The following is a 20,126-nucleotide window of genomic DNA, read 5'->3' on the forward strand; positions in this document are numbered from 1 at the left end:
ACGCCAGCGTCAACCACACATCGTCCGCGGCTACTTCGGCGGCCCACACGTCCGCTACGTCCTGGACGAGAACCCTTTGAGTTTCTGATCAATAGCCCTGACCGGAGAACAGACACATGGCCAAGACGAAGTAGACCACCACACGGGGTGGCAGCAATCGATTGCGCTTCCCGGACTTCCCGCACTCCTCCACAACCCGATCCACAAGCTCTGGTGGGAACGTGCGCGTCAGCAGTCCGATCGCGATCCGATCAGACACCCGCTCATCCGTTTCCGGCTTGACCTGTCCAGGGCGTGGCATCCAGGCACCTCCTGAACAGGCACCCTACCAGCCGAGATCCTTAAGTCACTGGTATTGAGGTTAATCCGTCTCCCTCCGGTAGCAGTCTGGAGATTTGCGAGAGGAGTGGAATTTTGGCAGGTCATCGCGGAAAAAGAAGATCTGCCGTTGCTCTGCACCGCGGATTTCATTGACGGCTTTCCTTGAAACAATCAGACAAAACTTCTTGGTCAAAGGACTGTGATTCTCTGACCGGCTCAACTGGAGTGATCCCTCGTACTGGCCAGGTTGGAAGGTCCAGTTGTCGGTCCAAAACACGAGCGTGGGCTGCTGAGGTTTGTCCTGACTGACGATGAATGGGGCGGGATCGCTGGTCCAGTGATAGTTGACCTGGTCTGAAGCGAAATCGTATACATATGTTCCAGTTTCGTGCCAGTAGAAGATTGGCTTCTTTGAAGACGAGATCGAGCCGACGGGAGTCAGTTGCAGATGTGCATCACGAATCACCTCGACATCCTGGGTCTTGAACCTGGTGGACACCGTCGGCTGAATCTGGAACGCGGTTCCGGTGCCTACCGGTCCGGTGCGCAACAGGTGAGGAAGTGTCACATCGATCCTGGGCTTCTGTTGGAGTTCAATGAAGTTGTAGATCGAGAAAGCAAGCGCAACAACAGCGGCTAGCGTGGCCGCCCAGGTGTGCACACTGTCGAATCGCGATCTTCGAGGCTCCGTCTCCCTCTCATCCGTGCCGTTCACACTTCTACTCTCCACTGAGATCGGAGTCGTCGGTCTGCTGTGTGCTCCATTTGGCCAGCACAATTACTGACTTCGGCTTGTCAGACATCTCATCGTGTTTGAGGTCAAGCTGATGCAGGTTGGGCGTGGTGGGCCCAGGCGGTTTCTTCGGGGACTGTAAATCATTCGAAGAACGGCCGTGGCAGGTCGAGTGATCCGTCGAGGGTGGAGGTCGGGTTCAGCGGTCCTCTTCGGCTGGACCGCGCCCGCCTCCGGCTCCGGCTCCGGGCAGCAGCCGGATGAGGCAGTCGACGGCCTCTTCGGCCGTGGACGCCGCGAGGTGGCCGGATGCGGACTCCACCTGGCTTTCCACGAGCCATCCCCGCTCGCCGTACGGTGTGGCCCGGGGGAAGTGGACGGAGTGGGGCGGGATGGGGGTGTCGCTGAAGATCAGGGTCCCATGGGAGACGATCGGGAACAGCGCCCTCAGCCGCGGTGCCGCGTAAGCCGCCTCGACGAGTCGCTGGTCGATCAGGCGCTCGGGCAGCGAGCGGATCTCCTGCCACTGGTAAGGGATGGCACGCCCCTGCTCGAACGCCAGGGCGAAGGGCAGGACGGTGAGCGCCGGCCATTGCCGGCCCATCTCCTCCAGCGGCAGGCGCTGGTGCCAGGCATCGAGCAGGGCAACGGTGTCACCAAGTGTGGGGACCGTACCCGTAAGGGCGTAGCTGATCCAGGGCAGGGTGAACTCGACCCTGATGACGTGCCGGGGGCGTTCGAATTCGACGTAGCAGGTGCCGCGGTCGCTTTCCACGACGACGGAGATCGACTCCTGCGAGGCATCCCAGGGTCCCCAGCGCCGGCTCGGAGCCAGCGTGACGCCTTCGGCGCCGGCGATCCGGCCGAGGCCGACGAGGGGGTCACCGGCGTCCGCGGCGAGCTCGGGGTAGGTACGGGTGTCCAGTGCGGCGTGCGGGTCGGCGGGCTCAGAGTGCATGGTTCATCCGTGGTTGTCCGAAGCGGTGGGTGGTGCCCGCCGGGGCAGCACGATCAGGCTGCCCCGGCGGGAGAGGTACTTCGCGTCTACTTGTCGATGCTGAAGGTGGCCCTCCAGTCAAAGTCCGGCGGGGTGTTCATCTTCTGTCCCTTCCAGTACCAGGTGATGTCCTTCAGGTCACGTGTTTCGTTCAGCACCGCAGCCTTGACGATGGTCGCCAGTTCCCAAGCGGTCTGGTTCCCCCGCTGTCGGGCCAGCTGCGGGGTCGTGTAGGTCCGGCCTCGCGCCACGGTGTACCGCAGAGCCTCCTCAGCGGATTCGAACCTGGTGCCGTCAGCCTTCTCCAGCCCGTCCAGCGAGATCGTGAGCTTGACGGTCCGTTTGGCCGCAGCCTCTTCGACCGCGACCATCCACAGCGGCTTGTTGGGGTCGGCCGTACTCGTGGCGCCCCACGGCCCGCCGTTCAGTGTGAAGAACTCCTTGCCCGTCGCCTTCTTGAGGGCCGCGGCCAGTTCGTCTCCGCTGCCGGGTCCGTTGATGCCGAGAACGAGTTCGTCGTTGTCGGCGAGAAGGCAGCCCTCCTTCTTCGGGTCGCGCGCCGGCAGCGCCAGGGCGCCGGCCGGCACGGCATATGCGCGATCGTTGACGGCGAGGCCGCCGGCCGGCTGAAGGGACTTCCACCCGTGGGCCTTGGCGCCGGCTCCCGGCGCGGCCGTGCTGACGCGCTGGGCGCTCGGCTTCTTGCCCTTGCCTGCGATGCCCATCACAGGCAGGAGGCCGCCGCCTTGATCCTCTCCAGCGTCTCCTCGTACTTCTTCAGGTTCTTGCGCGCTGCCGCGGTCTTGTCGAGGAAGTCGCTGAGTCCGGCGATGGCCTTGGCGATCCTGGGGATCTTGCTTGCGATCTTGAGGGCCTTGGCCGGGCCGAGGTTCTGGACGATGGACCACAGGCATGTCGGGATGTCGGGGTCGTCAATGCAGGCCTTGATGTCCTCCAGGAAGAGCTCGACGAGGATCTCCCCGCCGTTCTCCAGCAGGTAGTCGATGAGGTCCTTCTCCGCGAAGGCCTGCATTTCCCGGAACTCCTCGGGGGAGATCCCGGCCTCCGCGAGCGCCTTCTGCACCTGATCGTCCACGGCGGGATCGAACTGCCGGGACTTGGCGGCCTCCTCGCGTTCCTTGCGCTTCAGCTCGCGCTGGTACTCCTCGGCCTTCTTCGCGGCGGTTTCCGCCTCGCGGGCGTACTGGGCGGCGTTGGCGGCCGCGGTCTCCGCGGACTTGGCGTGCTCCTGCGGATTCGGCGAGTGTGGCGGCGTCGGCGGCGTCCTTCTCCGCCTGAGTGGCGGCGGCCTGGGCCGTGCTCGCCTCCCTCTCGGCCTGGGTGGCCGCGGCGGCCGCAGCCACGGCCTGGTTCTCCGCCTGGGTGGCCGCAGTACGGGCGCGCTGCGCCTCGGCCTCGGCCTGGGTGGCGGCGTTGCGGGCCGCCGCCGCGTCCGCGAACGCGGCGTTCGCGGACTGGCGAGCCTGCCGAGCGTCGGTCTGGGCCTGCGCGTCCGCCTGATGGGCGCGGGTCGCAGCCGCCCGGGCCTTCGTACCGTCCTGCACCGCCTGAGCCGCCGAGGCCATCGCGGCGGCCGAGGAACGCGCGGCCTCCGCCGTGGAGCGGGCGGCCGCCGCGGCTGCCTTGAAGGCCGGGGCCACCTGGGCGTTCGCCCGGTTCGCCGCTGCCTCGGCGGCTTCCGCCGCTTTGAGGGCCTCCGCCGCGTTGGCCTGCGCCGAGGCGACCTGCTCCTGGCCCATCTTCAGCGCCCCGTTCGCCACCGCGAGCGCGAAGTGGACCAGCTCGTCGCCGCCGCCGACGTACTGCCCGAAACTGGACCGGGACGAATCACACCGGCCCTGCTGCACGATCTGCTCCCACCCCGCCGAGCCCGCGTCAACCCGCGCCGCGTCAAATGCCCCATCTCCCGCTACGCCGCCCCGCCCCACCAGGCACAAGTCCTCGGTGCCTCCAGGATCACCAGCATCAGTGTCACCGTGCACCCCTGCGCCGGCCCCGGCCCCGACGGACGCCGTGACCGCACGCTGCAACTCCTGCGAACCGATCCCTGTCACTCCCGGCGCGCCTGTGAAATCGCCCGCGGTATCGGACTGGACGACGCCCAAGGACTACGCGCGGAACTGGGACGCTGGGTCCGCGAAGGAATCCTCCGCCGCATCGGTCAGGGTCTCTACACCCTCGAACCCGAGTGGACTACCCCAACCGCCTCAAGCCCACCACCCCTGTTGACAGCGGCTGACAAGCCATAACTCCGTGGTCTTGGAAGTACCGCTGGAGTTGAGCGAGCGTGCGTTACGGATGTACCAGACCGCTGAGCCGAAACCCGTGATCCGTCGCATGGCCGAGGATCTCGGCATCCGCCAGGCCGAAGCCGACGCGGGCGAACGCGGTGATGCGCTGACCACGGCCGAGCGTGAGGAAGTGACGGCCCTACGCAAGGAGAACGTCCAGCCCAACAGGTCCGGCGGGCGATGGTCGCGTCCAACTACGCGGTGGAGCTGTACCAGGCGGGGGCTGAGGGTGACCGGTCCCCCGGAGACCTGCACGCCGCTCATCTTGACCTGGCCACCGCATACCTGGCGAGCGGCGAGCTGGAAGGAGCCGGTACGGAACTCGCTGCGATCCTCGGCGCGGATCAGTACACCGCGAGCATCACCATCAGACTTCGCAGACTCGACACACTCATCGGCAGCGGGCCCTACCGTGACTGTGACTGGACAGGTGTCTCTGGTCGGAGACCACGCGTGCCTCCGACCAGAGGCACCTCTATCCAGTCACCGCGGCGTTAAAGTTTCCGGGACAGGCCATACGGCAGGCTGCACCTCTGGGGACGAAACAGTATGGGACACGGAGCGCGGAAGCAGCTGGCGGAGCTGCTCGACGACGTACAGCGGCGTGGGGACTTCAGCACCCGGATCGAGATGTCGGCCCGCGCGCTGCGTATCGAGGTCGACGGGGTGGGGGAGCTGCCGCTGCCGCTGCGTTCCCCGGTGACCAAGAAACTGATCGCGCAGGCCCGGCAGGCATCCTTCGGCCGCGGCGAGCAGACTCTGTCCGACACCAGCGTCCGAGACACCTGGGAGATCACCCCGGACCGCATCACGCTCGGCGGCACCGACTGGGACCGCACCCTGGAGGGCGTCCTCGACGGTGTCCGTGCCGCGCTCGGTCTGCCGCCCGCCATCGTCCTACGTGCCGAGCCGCACGCACTGCTCGTCTACGGCAAGGGCCAGTTCTTCCTGCCACACCAGGACTCCGAGAAGGACGACTCCATGGTGGGCACCCTGGTCGTCTCGCTGCCCTCGCACCACACCGGCGGCGAACTCGTCGTCTCACACTCCGGCCGCAGCGTCGTCCACCAGGCGTCCCGGGAGAAGCTGACCTTCGCTGCTTTCTACGCGGACTGCCTGCACGAAGTCAAGCCCGTCAAGTCCGGCTACCGTGTCACCCTCACCATGAACCTCCTCGCCGAACGCATCCTCCCGGCCGGCGGGGACGACGGGGGCCCGGTCGCCGACCTGGCCCACTGCCTGACCGAACACTTCACCGAGCCGGCCGAAGAGCGCTACGCCTACGGCCGCCAGAAGGCCGCGCCCCCGAACCGCCTCGTGTACCTCCTCGACCATGAGTACACCCAGCGCAGCCTGGACTGGGACCGTCTCAAGGGCGCCGACACCACACGCACCGCCCTTCTCCGCCAGGCCGCCGCAGAGGCGGACTGCGAAGCGGTCCTCGCGTTGGCTGAGGTGAAGGAGACCTGGGACGCGCATGCGCCGTACGACCGCTACGACTACTACGGCGAGGTCGAGCACTACGACGACTGCGAGGACGAGGAGTGCGGGGGTGAATGCCTCCTGGACCCCGACGGGGAACCTGGTGCCGAGCGCCGCCGCAGCGGCGACTTCACCAACTACGAACTGAACGACCTGATCGACGACGAGATCACGCTGAGCTGGTGGACCCGCCCGGACGGCACCGGCGGCGAGCAGATCAACCTGCCCGTCGCGTACGCCGAGGTGTGCGCCACCACCGAGAACAAGGACCTGACGCCCTACCAGTCCGAGTACGAGGGCTACATGGGCAACTACGGCAACACCCTCGACCGCTGGTACCGGCGGGCCGCCGTGGTCCTGTGGCCCCGGCAGCGTTCGTTCACGGCCCGCGCCGAGGCCAGCTCCGAGGGCGCGCTGCGGGAACTTCAGAGCCACCTGGATGCCGGGGACCTCGACCGGGCGCGCACGCTCGCCCGGTCGCTCGCCCCGTTCTGGAAGCACCACGGTTCGGGCGAGGCGGCCGCGGCGCTCTTCGCCGCGGCCCTGCCCGTCGCGGTGGGACTGCGGGAAGGGGACACTGCCACGATGCTCCTCGCGCCCTTCGGGGTGGAGACCCTGGGCGAGCGGCACGCCCCGGGTCTCGCGGCAGCGGCCGCGTGGTACGGACGGACGTGGGCCCGCGGGGCCGTCAGCGGCTGGTTCGGCACGGTTGGCGCGCACACCGGGGCAGACCGCGCGGCGTGGCTCGAATTGCTGCCCGGCCTGTGCACCGCGCTGCGGGCCGCCGACGGCGATGGGGACGCGATGGCCTCGCCGCTGGCCGAGGGTGCCTGGCAAGCAGTCGAGCAGCAGCTCACCAGCTGGCTCGGCGTAGGCTGCGAGACGGAGCGCCGCACAGGCATGGAGCGGCTCGGCGCATCACTGGCCCGCGTCCTGCAGGCGGCAGGGCCCGAGACCGCCGCCACCATCGCCGCCACACTGCGCGGCCTGCCGGACACCGCCCTGGAATGCCTGCTCCCCGCCCTGCGCACCGCGGCCCACCGGCCGACGACCATACGCGACGGCGCACCCGCCGCCCGCGCCTTCCAGACCCTCGCCGACCACTGCGAGGACCGGCTCACCGCGGCCCTCGCCCGCCCCGTGCGCGCGGCCGACGACTGGTCCCTTACCCCGGCTGGGACATGTCGGACTGGCTGCGGACTCTGCCCCGACTTGGACGTCTTCCTCACCTCCCGTACCCGCCACGTCATGGAGTGGCCGCTCGCGAAGGACGGACGCCGCCACCTCCACAGCCGCATCGACCAGGCCGGCCTGCCCGTCTCTCACACCACCCGGCGCCAGGGACGCCCCTACGTCCTGGTCCTGACCAAGACGGACGCCGTCTTCACCCGCGAACAGGCGACCCGCACCCGAGCCGAGACCGACCTGGCGTGGCTGCGGTACAAGTGGCCCCGGTCGCGCGGCTGAGAGGTGACACATTCGTACGCAATCATTCAGCGGGTAAGGCGGGTAATCGGAGCGTGGCGGTGGCTGCCGTGATGTGACGGTCCGTGAGGGTGTGAGGTGTCGGTCGTGCGGTGCGGTTGGATGGGCCTTGACCCAAGACCACGGAGTTAGGGCTTGCAGAGAATTAACCCGTAGCTTCCCGGTTTGTTGGTCGTTGGTGTGGTATGGAAGCGGCGGAAGAGATAGCGGCGGCGTTGGCGGCGAAGTTCATGGTGTTGTTCCCGCATCTGGATGAGCGTCAGCGTCGTCTGCTGATGGCGGCCGAGGCCCGGGCGTTTGGTCATGGCGGGATCAGGTTGGTCGCCCGGGCAGCCGGTGTGCGCGAGGGCACGGTGTCGCTGGGCGTCACCGAACTGGACTCTGGCGAGGCCCCCTTGGGACGGGTGCGTCGGGTCGGCGGCGGCCGCAAGCGGGTGGTGGACCAGGAAGTCATCAAGCGCCTGATCAAGGAATGCGTCGAGGAAGCCGTCGGCTACATCGTCGCCGCGATGACCGAACCGGCCGTCGCCGCCCTGGAGGGCATGGCCGCCGACCTCGTCGTGCAGCTCGGCTCGATGGCCCTCGGCTTCCAGGACGGCGTCGACCTTGACCAGACCAAGAACGCCGCCAAGGACGGCTTCAACGACGGTGTCCAGTCCGGCAAGGAGGCTTTGCACCTAGCCTCCGCCGGCAGCGGCCCCGGCGGTGGCACCGGCCTGGTCGACCTCCACATCGAACACTCCGAGCACACCCGCGCCGGCATCAGCCTGAGCAACGTCAGCACCACGATGCACGGCAAGACAACATCGCATTTGACCAAGGCCAAGTCCCACCACGGCCGCACCCGAGGCCGCGACTCCATCGCCCAAGCCATCGCCCCGGCAGCCGACAAGGCCATGGCAGCCCTCGTCAAAGCCACCAAAGCGATGGGCGACCACGTCGGCACCACTCTCCCCAAGGCCGTAAAACTTATATCCACCGGCCATAAGAAGAACGACGACGCCATCCACGACAGCTTCAACCGCCTGAAGAAGAACGGTTCCGGCGGAGGCCGCAAAGGCCCGGGCGTCCCCGGCAGCGGGGTGGACCACCGCAAGAGCGAAGCGGACATCCGCACCAAGCCGGACGCTCTGCGTGGTGCGAAGGACGATCCGCGGCGCAACGGCATTCCGCTCAACGGCAAGACGTGCAAGACCGACCCCATCGATGTCGCCACCGGCGAGATGAACCTGCCCCAGACCGATCTCTCGCTCCCCGGTACGCTGCTGCTCACCCTGATCCGGACGCACCTGTCCGAGTACCGCTACGGCCATTGGTTCGGTCGCAGCTGGGCATCCACGCTCGACGAGCGCCTTGAGAGTGACCCGCTCGGCGGCGGCCTGATCTGGGCCCGCGAAGACGGATCCCTCCTCGTCTACCCCCGGTTCCCGCAGGCAGGCGGCGACCCGGTCCTCCCCCTCGAAGGCCCTCGGCTGCCGCTCTCGTACAGCGAGGAAGCCGACTCCCGGACGACGTTGCGAATAGGCGACCCCCAAAGCGGTACGTCGCGCTACTTCACCGGCAGCCCGTACAGCGCCTCGCCGGCCTACTGGCTCACCGAGATCGAGGACCGCAACGGCAACGGCATCACCATCGCCCGCAGCGACGATGGAGCGCCCAGGACCGTCAACCACGACGGGGGCTACCAGGTCCAGGTCTCCACCAGTCGCGGACGCATCGCCAGGCTCCAGCTGCACACCCCGGCGGCCCCGGTCACCGTCATGACCTACGGCTACGACGAGCGCGGCAATCTGAACGCCGTCACCAATTCCTCCGGCCTACCGCTGACCTTCACCTACGACGACCATGACCGCATCACCTCGTGGACCGACCGCAACAGCTCAACGTTCCGCTACGTCTACGACAGCGTCGGCCGCGTCGTCCAGACCATCGGCCCGGACGGCTACATGTCATCCTCCTTCACCTACGACACCGCGAACCACGTCACCCGCTACACCGACGCCACTGGCGCCACCACCACCTTCCAGCTCAACGAGCTGCTACAGGTCGTCGCCACCACCGACCCGCTCGGCCACACCACGCACACCGCGTACGACGCGTACGACCGCCTCCTGTCCCAAACCGACCCGCTGGGGCGTACGACGACCGTCGAGTACGACGAGTCCGGCCGCCCGACCGCCCTGATACGCCCCGACGGTCACCGCACCACCGCGACGTACAACAGCCTCGGTCTACCAGCGACGCTCACCGAACCCGACGGCGCCACCTGGCAGCACACATACGACGACCGCGGCAACCGCACCGCCCTCACCGACCCGGCAGGCGCCACCACCACGTACGCCTGCAACGGGCGCGGCGCCCTCACCGCCGTCACCGACCCACTCGGCCAGACCGTCCGTATCGGCCGCACCCCGGCAGGGCTGGTCGCCACTCTCACCGACCCCGCCGAATCGGTGACGACCCATACCTACGACCCCTTCGGCCGCCTGGCCACCCTCACCGACCCGCTCGGCAGCACCACATACCTAACCTGGTCGGTCGAAGGCCTCCAGACCTCCCGCACCGGCCCCAGCGGAGACACCGAGCGATGGGCCTACGACGGCGAGGGCAACTGCACCGCCCACACCAACGCCTCCGGGCAGGTCACCGCCAGCGAATACACCCACTTCGACCTCCCCGCGGCTCGCACGACGCCGAACGGGATCCGCTTCACGTTCGGCCACGACTCCGAGCTCCGCCTGACCACGGTCACGAACCCCCAGGGCCTGACCTGGACCTACACGTACGATGCAGCCGGACAGCTGGTCTCCGAGACCGACTTCGACGGCCGCACGATCAGCTACGCGTACGACCCCACCGGCCTGCTCTCCACCCGAGTCAACGCCATGGGGCAGAACACCCTCTACAGCTACGACGATGTCGGAAACCTGGTAGAGAAGACCGTCGCGGGCCACCCGGTGCGCTACGCCCACGACCCCTGCGGACGCCTGCTCCAGGCCGTCGGCCAAGACTCTGTCCTCGAGTACTCCTACGACGCGGTCGGCCGCGTCGTAAGCGAGAGCATCGACGGCCGGACCGTGGCCACCACGTGCGACGCCGCGGGCCGCCGCACAGGCCGCACCACACCCTCCGGCAGCGTCACGGCCTACACCTACGACACCGCCGGCCACCGGGCCACGCTCACTGCCGCCGGGCGCACGTTCGCCTTCACACACAGCCCCGTCGGCCGCGAAATCGAGCGCACCCTGGCCGATGTCTTCACCCTGACCCACTCCTGGGACCCCGCCGGGCGACCGGACGCACAGATCCTCACCTCTCCGGGTTCACCGCTCCCTCTCCAGAAGCGCGAGTACACCTACGGCCCCGGAGGGCGGCTGACGGCCGTCACCGACCAGCGGGCAGGCCGTCGCTCGTTCACCCTGGACACCACGGGACGGGTCACCGCCGTCGACGCAGCCGGGTGGAGCGAGCGCTACGCCTACGACGAGGCAGGCAATCAGACCCACGCCTCCTGGCCGGACGCCCTGCCCGCCGCCGAGGCGCGAGGCGAGCGCAGCTACATCGGTACCCGCATCACCCGCGCCGGAGCCGTCCGCTACGAGTACGACGCACAGGGCCGCGCCGTCCTGCGCCAGAAGCCCCGCCTTTCGCGCAAGCCGGACACCTGGCGTTATACCTGGGACGCCGAGGACCGCCTGACTGGGGTGACCACCCCCGATGGCACCCGCTGGCGCTACCGGTACGACCCGCTCGGCCGGCGCATCGCCAAGCAGCGCTTGTCACCCGACGGCACGGGCATCGCCGAAGAGACCCTGTTCGCATGGGACGGAACCACCCTCGCCGAGCAGACCACCCGGGTCGCTGGAAACCCGGCGGAACTGAGCCTCACCTGGGACCACGACGGCTACAAGCCGTTGGCCCAGGTCGAAAGCAAGTCCCTGGCCAGTGCTCCACAGGACGTCATCGACCAGCGCTTCTTCGGCATCGTCACCGACCAGATCGGCACCCCCACCGAACTCGTCGACGAGAGCGGCCACATCGCCTGGCACAGCCGCAGCACCCTGTGGGGCACCACCGTCTGGAACCGGGACGCCACTGCTTACACTCCCCTGCGCTTCCCGGGTCAGTACTTCGATGCCGAGACCGAGCTCCACCACAACTACTTCCGGCACTACGACCCGGAAACGGCCCGCTACCTCACTCTCGACCCTCTGGGCCTGGACCCGGCGCCCAACCCGGCCACGTATGTCGACAACCCCCATACGCTCTCCGACCCTCTCGGACTTACACCGTGCGACGAAAACGACCTCACGTGGGGCGGCCTCGTCAGTTACAGCACCGGACCTGGGGGCCGCGCCGGCACGATGCACGTATCCATCCGGCCGCACATGACCGGCGGTAAGACCAGGCCGAGAGTGAGGGGTGGGGTGGCGGGTTGGGAAAGTGGCAAGGGATACAACAGGACCCACCTGCTCGGCGCACAAATCGGCGGTTCCAACAAGGATCCCCGGAACTTCGTCACCATGCACGCGTACGCCAATACGCCGGTGATGGTCCACATCGAGAACCAAATCCGTGACGCCGTCGACCGAGGTGAGACGATCGAATACACCGTCACCCCGATCTACCGGACAAATAATGCGACGGATCTAATTCCCGTAGGCCTCACCCTTGAGGTCAACGGGAGCCGGGGATTCCAATTCCGGCCCTACGAAGGCCAGGACTTCAAATCCGACGTCATCACTATCCTTAACCTACCCAAAAGATAGCGGAACCCAAGCTGAAGGAGCGGCCGTGAACCCTGCCATCGCCCACCTGGTCCAAGCCATCCCACCGTCGGATGCCCCCCGGGCCCACAACTGGGCGCGTGTTGAAGAGGAGCTCGGCACGATCCTGCCGAGCGACTACAAGCAGCTCGTCAACTTCTACGGCGGTGGTCTCTTCGACGACGCCATCTGGGTACTGGAGCCGGACTGCCCCAACAAGTATTACGACCTGCTTACGGAGAACCACGACCGCGTCGCAGCACAACAAGGGCTCTGGAAGGGCGGAGAGCCCAAGCCCGCCGAACTCGAAGAGGCAGGATCCCGCACCATCGCCTGGGCCGTGACTGAGAACGGTGACTGCCTGTACTGGCTGGCCCGCCCTGGCCAGGAACCCGACCAGTGGACCGTCCTGATCAAGGAGGGACGCGGCCGGGAATGGGAGTTTCACGCCCAGTCGTGTTCCGAGTTCTTGCGGTCCATCCTCCTCACCGGCGACACCGAGTCCGATATGTTCTACGACTTCCCGACGGAGGAACCGCACGAGTTCCGGTCCAGCTCCAGCTTCTTGTGAGTTCTTGGGGTGCGCCGAATTCAAGCGTGAGTTCGGCGAGCCGTTCCGATAGCTTCACCGTCCTGGGCTCCCCCGGCGGTCTGCCACATGTCGGCGGGCTGGCCATCGATCAGGCGGTGCTGGGACTGATACGGGACCGCTGTCCCGCCGCCGCCCTGGACTCCCTGCGGTCCCTGCAGCCTCCCACTCCTTGTGCGCGGTGTGGACGCGGTGCCACAGCGCTGCCCGCGCGGGGGCGGCGACGTCGGTCAGGTTCAGGTGGAACACGTCGGCCAGTACGTCGTACCAGTCGTCGGCCGAGTCGATGGTCCGCTCGTACGTGCCTTCGGCCTCGATCCGGCGCAGCACACAGCCGCGCAGCATGTCCACACCCATACTGACTTCGGCTTTTCAGGGTGAGATTGGTGTGTCGAGGGTGAGGCCGGTGCCGGCTATGAAGCCGTCGAGGGTGTGGGGCGGGTATTGAAGGCGTTTGAGGCGGTTGCGGACGAGGGTTTCGAGGCGGTCGAGGGCCATGACGGCGAGGCTGCGCTTGACGTGGGCCCATACCCACTGCCCGGCCTGTTGACCCGGCCGGGACTGCAGGCATTGCGAGAGGATGACGACCGGCTGGAGGCGGCAGCGACCCGCCGGGACTTCCATATAGAGTGCATGGACGACAGCCCGCGCCACATGACCACCCTGGGCGGCCATCACATCGCCCGGGACTCACCGCTCATCACCGCCCTGTACCGCGACACCGGGCTGCGGGCGAGCCTGAGCGCCCTGCACGGCACGGACGTGCAGGGCGTGGAGGAGCCGGTGGAGCGGCACGTGCTGAACATCCTCCACCAGAGCGGCGACACCCACGGCGCCCACACCGACGACTACCTCCTGGCCCTGGTCCTCTTCGTCGGGACACCACCCCGGCCCGCCGACGGCGGACTCCTCGAGTTCAACCCCGGCCACCGGGACCTGACGGCCCTGGACAAGCCCGGGACACGGCAGGTCCACCACCACGCAGGGGACGCGTACCTGCTGCGCAGCGACCTCACCGCCCACCGCGTCACCCCCCTCAACCGCCCCGGGACCCGCCGCACCGTCCTGAACTTCGCCTACACCACCCACGGCCACCGCTCACCGGCCACCGACTCCGCCTCGCGCCTGTACACCTGACGGAGGAAGGATCCACGAGGAACATCCGCGGTCCTACCGCTCGTGCCAGGAAGCGAGCGTCCAGCTTGGATGTGTGCCGGACATGGCATGGACGGCGCGGCCGACCCGGCCGAGAAGATCCAGGTCTGCGTGTCGGTGACGCCGGCGCGCGGGCGAGGACGGCTGACTGGTGCTGGAGGCCGCGCACCCAGCTCCTGCGGCGCGCCGGTGGAGGTCAGGCCGGGGGACTTCGGCGCCATAGGCGGCGCACTATAGAGGTGCTATGGTAAAGCTATGGCCAATACGACGATCCAGGTAACTAAGCAGACCCGTGACCACCTCGCCGAGCTGGCCGAAGAGCGTGGAATGAGCATCGGCCAGCTCGTCGACGCGCTCGCGACCGCGGAGCCCACCGCCGCGCAACGGGCCGATCAGGTCGCGGCTGCGCGAGCGCACGCGCGTGAGGTGATCGGTGTCGACGTCAGCGTCGAGGAGTTCGCCGCACTGGATGTGCTCGGCAACCTGCGGCGGATCGCGGCGGAGAAAGTGCTGGCCATGCCGGGCAGGAACGCCGCGTGATCATTCTCGACACCAGCGCCGTGACTGCCCTGGCCTCGGGGCACAAGGCGCTCAACGCGCTGGCGGTCAACGTCACCGCGAGCGGGGACCGGCTCCTCGTGCCGGCGCTGTGCCTGGCGCAGGCCGAGGCCGCCCACCCGGGAGCCTCCCGCGCCGTCCTTGGATACCCGTGCACCGATATCGAGCCGCTCGGACAGATCGACGCACCGGCCATGGGCACGATGTTCCGCGACGGCTACGGCGGCATGGACACCTGCCACGCCCTCTACACCGCATTGCGCCGCACAGGCACCGGGGGCATGCCGATCCTCCTGACCGACGACGAGAACCGCTACCCGCCCGGCATCCTCGCCATCGGCATCGACACCCCCGGCATGCTCGGCTTCCACTGACCCGGCTCCGGCGAGCGCGGCATGGACCTCGTCCGAGCCCGCCGGCGAGCCGCCGAACTCACCGTGATCGACCCCGCCCGGTACCCGAGAGCCCAGCACGAGGCTGCGGTGCCGCACTCACCTCCTTCCGACAGTGATGCCGCGATAAAGACGACGATGGCGCCGTGTGCGCGCGTGGCGAGCCCGGAGAGCAATGCTCAGTACCTGTGGATCGGGGCTTGGGTGGCACGCGAAGGGCGTACCTTCCCGAGTGATCGATTGAAGGTCACCGAGTAGGCCGGCGTTCGCAGCGCCGGTCGGGAAGGCACGCCCGTGCTCACCGTAGTCAACCCTGACGGTTCCACGCCAAACGGCTCCCTGATCGACGAGATCGTCCGCGAGGGCGCCCGGCGGATGCTGCCCGCCGCCCTGGAAGCCGAAGTCAACAGCTACATAGCCGAGCTGGCTGGTGAACGGGACGAGAGCGGTCGTTGTCTGGTCGTGCGCAACGGCTATCACCAGCCGCGGAAGGTCACCACCGCCGCCGGAGCGGTCGAGGTCAAGGCCCCGCGCGTCAACGACAAGCGCATCGACGAGGCGACCGGTGAGCGCAGGCGGTTCTCCTCGGCGATCCTGCCGCCTTGGGCCCGGAAGTCCCCGAAGATCAGCGAGGTGCTGCCCCTGCTCTACCTGCACGGCCTGTCCTCGGGAGACTTCGTGCCCGCACTCGAGCAGTTCCTCGGCAGCTCGGCCGGACTCTCACCCGCCACAGTCACCCGGCTCACCCAGCAATGGCAGGCCGACCACAAAGCCTTCGGCGAGCGCGACCTGACCGGGTCCGACTACGTCTACGTCTGGGCCGACGGCATCCACCTGCGCATCCGCCTGTCGCAGGCCAAGTCCTGCGTCCTGGTCGTCATGGGAGTGCGCGCGGACGGCACCAAGGAACTGATCGCGATGGCCGACGGCTACCGCGAGTCCGCCGAGTCCTGGGCCGACCTGCTCCGAGACGCCGCACGGCGCGGGATGCGCGCCCCCGTCCTCGCCGTCGGCGACGGCGCGCTCGGCTTCTGGAAGGCCCTCGCAGAGGTGTTCCCCGAAACCCGCCACCAGCGGTGCTGGGTTCACAAGGCGGCAAATGTCCTCAACGCTCTGCCGACGTCGGCCCAGCCCGGTGCCCGCAAGGCACTCCAGGACATCTACAACGCCGAGGACCGCGAGCACGCCGTCAAGGCCGTCGCCTCGTTCGAGAAGACCTACGGTGCGAAGTGGCCCAAGGCGGCCCGGAAGATCACCGACGACGTCGACGAACTGCTGGCGTTCTACGACTTCCCCGCGGAGCACTGGGTCCACCTGCGCACGACCAATCCCATCGAATCGACCTCGCTGCGGACCAAGGTCACCAAGGGCGCCGGCAGCGCGGCCGCCGCCCTCGCAATGGTCTTCAAGCTCGTCGAATCCGCCCAGGCCCGCTGGCGAGCGGTCAACGCACCCCACCTCGTCGCCCTCGTGCGAGCCAGAGCCCGCTTCGAACGCGGCCACCTCGTCGAACGACCCGACGAATCAGGAGGCGATCAGCAAGCCGCATGACCAGGCGGTCATGAGACCGGTCGGCATGTCGATCAGCGGGAACTTCCGGTCAGATCCGGCTGCTTGACGGGGTGGGGTGCATGGGCGGACTCAGACATGCAGGGTGGGCCGGTAGATGAGCTCTTGGATGTTGCCGTCGAGCGTCCGGCTCTCGATCAGCTCGAGGTCGAAGTCGGCCGCACCCTGGAAGATGGCTGAAGGGCCCGGAGGAGGTCGACAGAACGGGCCGGCCTGCGGGCCCCGGTGCGGTTCGACCCGCCGCCACACCGGTGAGGGGCCCCTGTGGCTCTCCGCGATCCGGGACCGTCCCGCAGGCACGCCCACCGAATAGCCGGGCCCTCCCATGCGCGAGGCATCCTTCAGAGCCCGGTCCAGTTCGGCAGGCGTAACGCGCAGGTACTCCCCGTTCATACTCATGGGCGGCCCGGGAGATCCACACCGACTCCGGGGGCATCTACGGCTCCCCACGCGAGTCGCATATCCCAATTAGCGGTCGAGTCGTCGCGGGGCTCCGGGCGGCCAAGTCATTTGAGCCATCAGACGGCGACAAGCTCATAGCCATACCCGGAACCCCTGGGCCCGACGATCTTACGAATGACCGGCTCAGACCCACGCTTGGAAGGTAGGACTAGCTCAGACGTCCTCGACCGCAGTCGTCACCCGGGTCGTCCTGCGGACGAGGCGATAGGACACCGCGGGCGGGGCGTGCACCCGGCACCACTCAAGTCGTTCCAAGGCCTCGTCCCGCTCATCACAGGCCCCTGAAAGCGAGCGCCACTGCCCATCGAAACCAGACTCGACCGACCAGACAACCTGGCAGTCCGTCTCGGTCTCTCCCCCGTCATCTCACCATGCTGCAAGGCTATCCCCGCTCGGTTGCGGGGGTCGCCGGGCTGCTGACCGGGATTCTGGTGACGCAGGTCGCCCGCGTCGCGTCGCGCGGTGACAGCGTGGCGCGGCCACCAGGTCCGGCCGTGCCGGTCGGTGCCCTTGGGCAGGTAGCCGGTGGTGGCGTAGGCGCGGACGGTGGAGGGGTCGATGCCGAGGAGGGCTCCTGCTTCCTTGTCGGTGAGGAGGTCGCTGGGGTGGGGGCCGGTGCTGGGGGTGATGGGGATCGGCTTGCCCGCGATGTGGGCGAGGGCCTGGGCGACGTCGTAGAGCGGCACTGGATTCCGGGCCTCCCGGAGGGCGCCACTCAAAGTGAACAAAGCCAGCCCGATCTCCGTTTCGCCCTGGAGGGTGTAGATCTCGTCGATGCTGCCACCGGTGGTCAGCACATAGACCTCCGGTCCGGCGGCGTCCGCCGCGTGCTCGGTCATCCCTCGCTGCCTGTGTCCACGGCCGCGACGGCCTGGACCTCGATGGCGGCACCGTAGTGCAGGCTGCTCACGCCGGCGACCGCGCGGGCGGGCCGGTACGAGCCGAGCCATTCGGCATAGATCGTGTCGAATTCGGGCCGCTGGGCGATGTCGGTGACGTAGACGGTCACGGAGATCAGGTGGCCGCGATCCGTACCGGCCGCGGCCAGGCAGTTGTCGAGGTTGCGCAGGACCATCCGCACCTGGGTGTCGAACGGCTCGTCCGCTGCGGGGGTGCCGTCCCCATGGAGCGGTAGCTGACCGGACACGTAGGCGACGCCGTTGTGGACCGCAATGTGTGAATAGTGGCCGAGGGGGGCGATCATGGCGGTGCTGTCGGCCAGGCGGATGCCGCCGGCGGCGGTCGTCCCGTGGGTGGGTGAGTTGGTCATGGATGCGCCTCCTGGAGCAGGGGGCATGTCACGGCCGGTTGCAAGGGCGTTCATCGGTCTGGCTGCTTCGTGTAGTTGTAGACGGTCGCCCGGGAAACGCCGAGTTGGCCGGCGATGAGTTGTGCGGAGCTCCGGGTCTCGAAGAAGCCCTCGTTGTGCAGCCGACGTACCAGCTCGCGTTTCTGGTCACGGTTGAGGCTGCGCGGTGTGCTGGAGTGCTGCGCCGCGAAGGAGTCGATGGCCGAGCGGAGTTCGCGTCCGGAGCGGTCGCGCAGCGTCTCCAGGTTCTCGCCTTGGTGTTCGGCATCGGGGGCGACGAGGTTGGCGAGCGTCAGGGCCAACGGGGACAGCGTGCTGACGTCCAGGTTCAGGCACAGGGCCGCGACGTACCGTCCCTCGGCGTTCTTGATGCCGATCGAGGTGCTCTTGGCCGGGCGCCCGTCGGGGAACTGGTTGCTGTAGTTCTGGATGACACTGGGATAGTCAGGGTCCGCGATGCGGCGCAGGCCCAGTTCGGTGGCGGAGTCGCCGACCTGCCGTCCGGAAAGGTTGTTCTCGATGGTGCGGATGGCGTTGTCGGGGCGGCGCAGATCGTGCAGGACGACCTCGCACAGACCTGGAAACATGCGGCCGACGGCGACAGCGATGCGCTCGGCTTCCCGCACGAGGTGCTCGTCTTCCGTTACGAAGCCTTCGTCTTCTGGTACGGCGGGCTGGTCGGTGCGTTCGTCATCCGGTCGGCCGGTGGAGTGGGTCATCGCGTGCTGCTCGATTCCTGGGCGTCGTCACCGGGTCCGGCGAACACCGCGGCCATCTTCTCGGTGGACTTGAGCCCCGCACCGGTGAGTACGACCACGGTCGTCTCGTCCGGAGCGATCTCTCCGGTCGCGATGAAGTGATCGAGGGTCGCCGCGGCGACGCTGCTGGTCGGCTCGGCGTACAAGCCGCGCGCGCTCAGGGCGCGGACCGCGGCGTGAATCTCCGCCTCGGGGACGGCGTAGGCGGCGCCGTCGGAGCGGCGGACGGCCTCCACCGCCTCGGGCAGCCGGACCGGGTGGGCGATGGACGCGCCCTCGGCGATCGTCGGCACCCGCTCACCGCGGCTGGCCGGGTCGATGCCGTTGAACGTGTCGGCGATGGTCGCCCAGTGCTCGGGCTGCCCGACGAACAGGCGCGGGCGCCTGTCGATCTGTCCGGCGTCGAGCAGTTCACCGAACGCAAGGTCGCACCCGATGATGTTGCTGCCGGCCCCGGCCACGAGGACTACGTTGTCGGGCGCGGTGAAGCCGAGCGACTCCCACATTTCGTAGGCGATGGTCTTGGTGCCCTGGAGGAACATGGGGTGCCAGTTGTGGCTGGCGTAGGGGATTTGCTGCGACTGCCGGATCGCCTCGTCCGAGACCTCGTCGCGGGTGCCGTCCACGAGCTCGATCTCGGCTCCGTAGGCGCGGGCCTGAAGGATCTTGGCCGCCGAGGTAGCGGCGGGAACGATGATCTTGGCGCGGATCCCGGCAGCGGCGGCGTAGGCGGCCACCGCGGAACCGCCGTTGCCCGAACTATCCTCCAGGACGCGCTCGGCGCCGTGCGCCGCGAGGTGAGACATCATCACCGACACGCCCCGGTCCTTGAAGCTGGACGTCGGATTGAACCACTCCAGCTTGAAGTGGACGCGCCGGCCGCCCCAGTCGACCGGGACCATCGGCGTACACCCTTCCCCCAGGCTCACCCGGCGGACGGCCGGGACGGGCAGAGCCGCGGCGTAACGCCACAGGGACCGTTCGGCGGTGTCGATCTGCTCGGGACGCAGGCCCGGCAGTGCACTGACGGCGAGAGGGCTGCCGTCCTCGCCCCGCCAGCGGGGGTCGTCCAGGGAGTAGCGACTTCCGGACCGGTCGTACAGGTCAGGGAGGGCGACTGCTGAGTGCTGTTCGGCGTTCATGGGTGGTTCCGGCTTCTACTCGCTCGACATGCCTGCTGAATCTCGTCGCTCAGCGGGCCCTGCCCTCCTATATTAGACATATTATCTAGATCCGAA

The 20,126-nt window shown here is 68.0% G+C and carries 19 protein-coding genes and 2 pseudogenes; 9 read left to right on the forward strand and 12 right to left on the reverse strand.

Annotated elements, in window-relative coordinates; genetic code table 11:
- Positions 1-88: 88 nt before the first annotated feature.
- The 5 genes from ACFWTC_RS34485 to ACFWTC_RS34505 form a co-directional block, all read right to left on the reverse strand.
- Positions 89-301: a transposase domain-containing protein gene (locus ACFWTC_RS34485; protein WP_384029903.1), complete on the reverse strand. Its 213-nt coding sequence runs from the start codon at positions 299-301 to the stop codon at positions 89-91.
- Between the two features lie 60 nt (positions 302-361).
- On the reverse strand, positions 362-1,036 hold the full coding sequence (locus ACFWTC_RS34490) for a hypothetical protein (RefSeq protein ID WP_383932261.1): 675 nt from the start codon (positions 1,034-1,036) through the stop codon (positions 362-364).
- Between the two features lie 217 nt (positions 1,037-1,253).
- Positions 1,254-2,012 carry a DUF6193 family natural product biosynthesis protein gene (locus ACFWTC_RS34495; RefSeq protein ID WP_384029901.1) on the reverse strand — a complete coding sequence of 253 codons (759 nt, stop codon included), beginning with the start codon at positions 2,010-2,012 and terminating at the stop codon, positions 1,254-1,256.
- A gap of 86 nt (positions 2,013-2,098) precedes the next feature.
- Positions 2,099-2,776 carry a polymorphic toxin type 27 domain-containing protein gene (locus ACFWTC_RS34500; RefSeq protein WP_384029899.1) on the reverse strand — a complete coding sequence of 226 codons (678 nt, stop codon included), beginning with the start codon at positions 2,774-2,776 and terminating at the stop codon, positions 2,099-2,101.
- Positions 2,776-3,147: a hypothetical protein gene (locus tag ACFWTC_RS34505; RefSeq protein WP_384029897.1), complete on the reverse strand. Its 372-nt coding sequence runs from the start codon at positions 3,145-3,147 to the stop codon at positions 2,776-2,778. Before ACFWTC_RS34505 ends, ACFWTC_RS34500 begins: the two co-directional genes overlap by 1 nt.
- A 203-nt stretch (positions 3,148-3,350) precedes the next feature.
- On the opposite strand from ACFWTC_RS34505, the gene ACFWTC_RS34510 reads away from it, so the two are divergent.
- From ACFWTC_RS34510 to ACFWTC_RS34530, 5 genes and pseudogenes are all read left to right on the forward strand, one after another.
- Positions 3,351-3,572, forward strand: a complete 222-nt coding sequence (locus ACFWTC_RS34510) for a hypothetical protein (RefSeq protein WP_383932253.1) — start codon at positions 3,351-3,353, stop codon at positions 3,570-3,572.
- A 278-nt stretch (positions 3,573-3,850) separates the two neighbouring features.
- Positions 3,851-4,321: pseudogene (locus ACFWTC_RS34515) on the forward strand (IS4 family transposase); the annotation flags it as partial.
- A gap of 591 nt (positions 4,322-4,912) precedes the next feature.
- Positions 4,913-7,312, forward strand: a complete 2,400-nt coding sequence (locus ACFWTC_RS34520) for a 2OG-Fe(II) oxygenase (protein WP_384029895.1) — start codon at positions 4,913-4,915, stop codon at positions 7,310-7,312.
- A gap of 203 nt (positions 7,313-7,515) precedes the next feature.
- On the forward strand, positions 7,516-12,099 hold the full coding sequence (locus tag ACFWTC_RS34525; RefSeq protein WP_384029893.1) for a DUF6531 domain-containing protein: 4,584 nt from the start codon (positions 7,516-7,518) through the stop codon (positions 12,097-12,099).
- Between the two features lie 25 nt (positions 12,100-12,124).
- Positions 12,125-12,667: an SMI1/KNR4 family protein gene (locus ACFWTC_RS34530; RefSeq protein WP_383927331.1), complete on the forward strand. Its 543-nt coding sequence runs from the start codon at positions 12,125-12,127 to the stop codon at positions 12,665-12,667.
- Positions 12,668-12,721: 54 nt separating this feature from the next.
- Here ACFWTC_RS34530 and ACFWTC_RS34535 read toward each other — a convergent pair whose 3' ends face one another.
- Both ACFWTC_RS34535 and ACFWTC_RS34540 read right to left on the reverse strand, forming a co-directional pair.
- Entirely contained in the window at positions 12,722-13,042 is a 321-nt protein-coding gene (locus tag ACFWTC_RS34535; protein ID WP_384029891.1) for a hypothetical protein, read from the reverse strand.
- Between the two features lie 15 nt (positions 13,043-13,057).
- On the reverse strand, positions 13,058-13,309 hold the full coding sequence (locus tag ACFWTC_RS34540; protein ID WP_383927325.1) for a hypothetical protein: 252 nt from the start codon (positions 13,307-13,309) through the stop codon (positions 13,058-13,060).
- Between the two features lie 9 nt (positions 13,310-13,318).
- On the opposite strand from ACFWTC_RS34540, the gene ACFWTC_RS34545 reads away from it, so the two are divergent.
- The 4 genes from ACFWTC_RS34545 to ACFWTC_RS34560 all read left to right on the forward strand — a co-directional run bounded on the left by ACFWTC_RS34545 (position 13,319) and on the right by ACFWTC_RS34560 (position 16,341).
- The gene (locus ACFWTC_RS34545; protein ID WP_384029889.1) at positions 13,319-13,822 is read left to right on the forward strand and encodes a hypothetical protein; all 504 of its coding nucleotides are present in this window, start codon (positions 13,319-13,321) and stop codon (positions 13,820-13,822) included.
- A 273-nt stretch (positions 13,823-14,095) separates the two neighbouring features.
- Complete coding sequence (locus ACFWTC_RS34550; RefSeq protein WP_383927320.1) at positions 14,096-14,380, forward strand: hypothetical protein; 285 nt, start codon at positions 14,096-14,098, stop codon at positions 14,378-14,380.
- Positions 14,377-14,772, forward strand: coding sequence for a hypothetical protein (locus tag ACFWTC_RS34555; RefSeq protein ID WP_384029887.1), 396 nt, complete (start codon positions 14,377-14,379; stop codon positions 14,770-14,772). The genes ACFWTC_RS34550 and ACFWTC_RS34555 overlap by 4 nt, the downstream gene beginning before the upstream one ends.
- A 312-nt stretch (positions 14,773-15,084) precedes the next feature.
- On the forward strand, positions 15,085-16,341 hold the full coding sequence (locus ACFWTC_RS34560) for an IS256 family transposase (protein ID WP_384029885.1): 1,257 nt from the start codon (positions 15,085-15,087) through the stop codon (positions 16,339-16,341).
- 90 nt (positions 16,342-16,431) lie between these two features.
- Here ACFWTC_RS34560 and ACFWTC_RS34565 read toward each other — a convergent pair.
- The 5 genes and pseudogenes from ACFWTC_RS34565 to ACFWTC_RS34585 all read right to left on the reverse strand — a co-directional run.
- A pseudogene (locus tag ACFWTC_RS34565) lies at positions 16,432-16,530 on the reverse strand (deaminase); the annotation flags it as partial.
- Between the two features lie 467 nt (positions 16,531-16,997).
- Positions 16,998-17,660, reverse strand: a complete 663-nt coding sequence (locus tag ACFWTC_RS34570) for a helix-turn-helix domain-containing protein (protein WP_384029883.1) — start codon at positions 17,658-17,660, stop codon at positions 16,998-17,000.
- Positions 17,657-18,091 carry a RidA family protein gene (locus tag ACFWTC_RS34575; protein WP_384029881.1) on the reverse strand — a complete coding sequence of 145 codons (435 nt, stop codon included), beginning with the start codon at positions 18,089-18,091 and terminating at the stop codon, positions 17,657-17,659. Before ACFWTC_RS34575 ends, ACFWTC_RS34570 begins: the two co-directional genes overlap by 4 nt.
- A 50-nt stretch (positions 18,092-18,141) precedes the next feature.
- Positions 18,142-18,849 (reverse strand): transcriptional regulator, encoded by a 708-nt coding sequence (locus ACFWTC_RS34580; protein WP_383927313.1) that lies wholly within the window; start codon positions 18,847-18,849, stop codon positions 18,142-18,144.
- On the reverse strand, positions 18,846-20,030 hold the full coding sequence (locus ACFWTC_RS34585; RefSeq protein WP_384029879.1) for a pyridoxal-phosphate dependent enzyme: 1,185 nt from the start codon (positions 20,028-20,030) through the stop codon (positions 18,846-18,848). Before ACFWTC_RS34585 ends, ACFWTC_RS34580 begins: the two co-directional genes overlap by 4 nt.
- Positions 20,031-20,126: the final 96 nt, after the last annotated feature.

It is taken from the genome of Streptomyces sp. NPDC058619 (assembly GCF_042717785.1).
Lineage (GTDB): Bacteria > Actinomycetota > Actinomycetes > Streptomycetales > Streptomycetaceae > Streptomyces.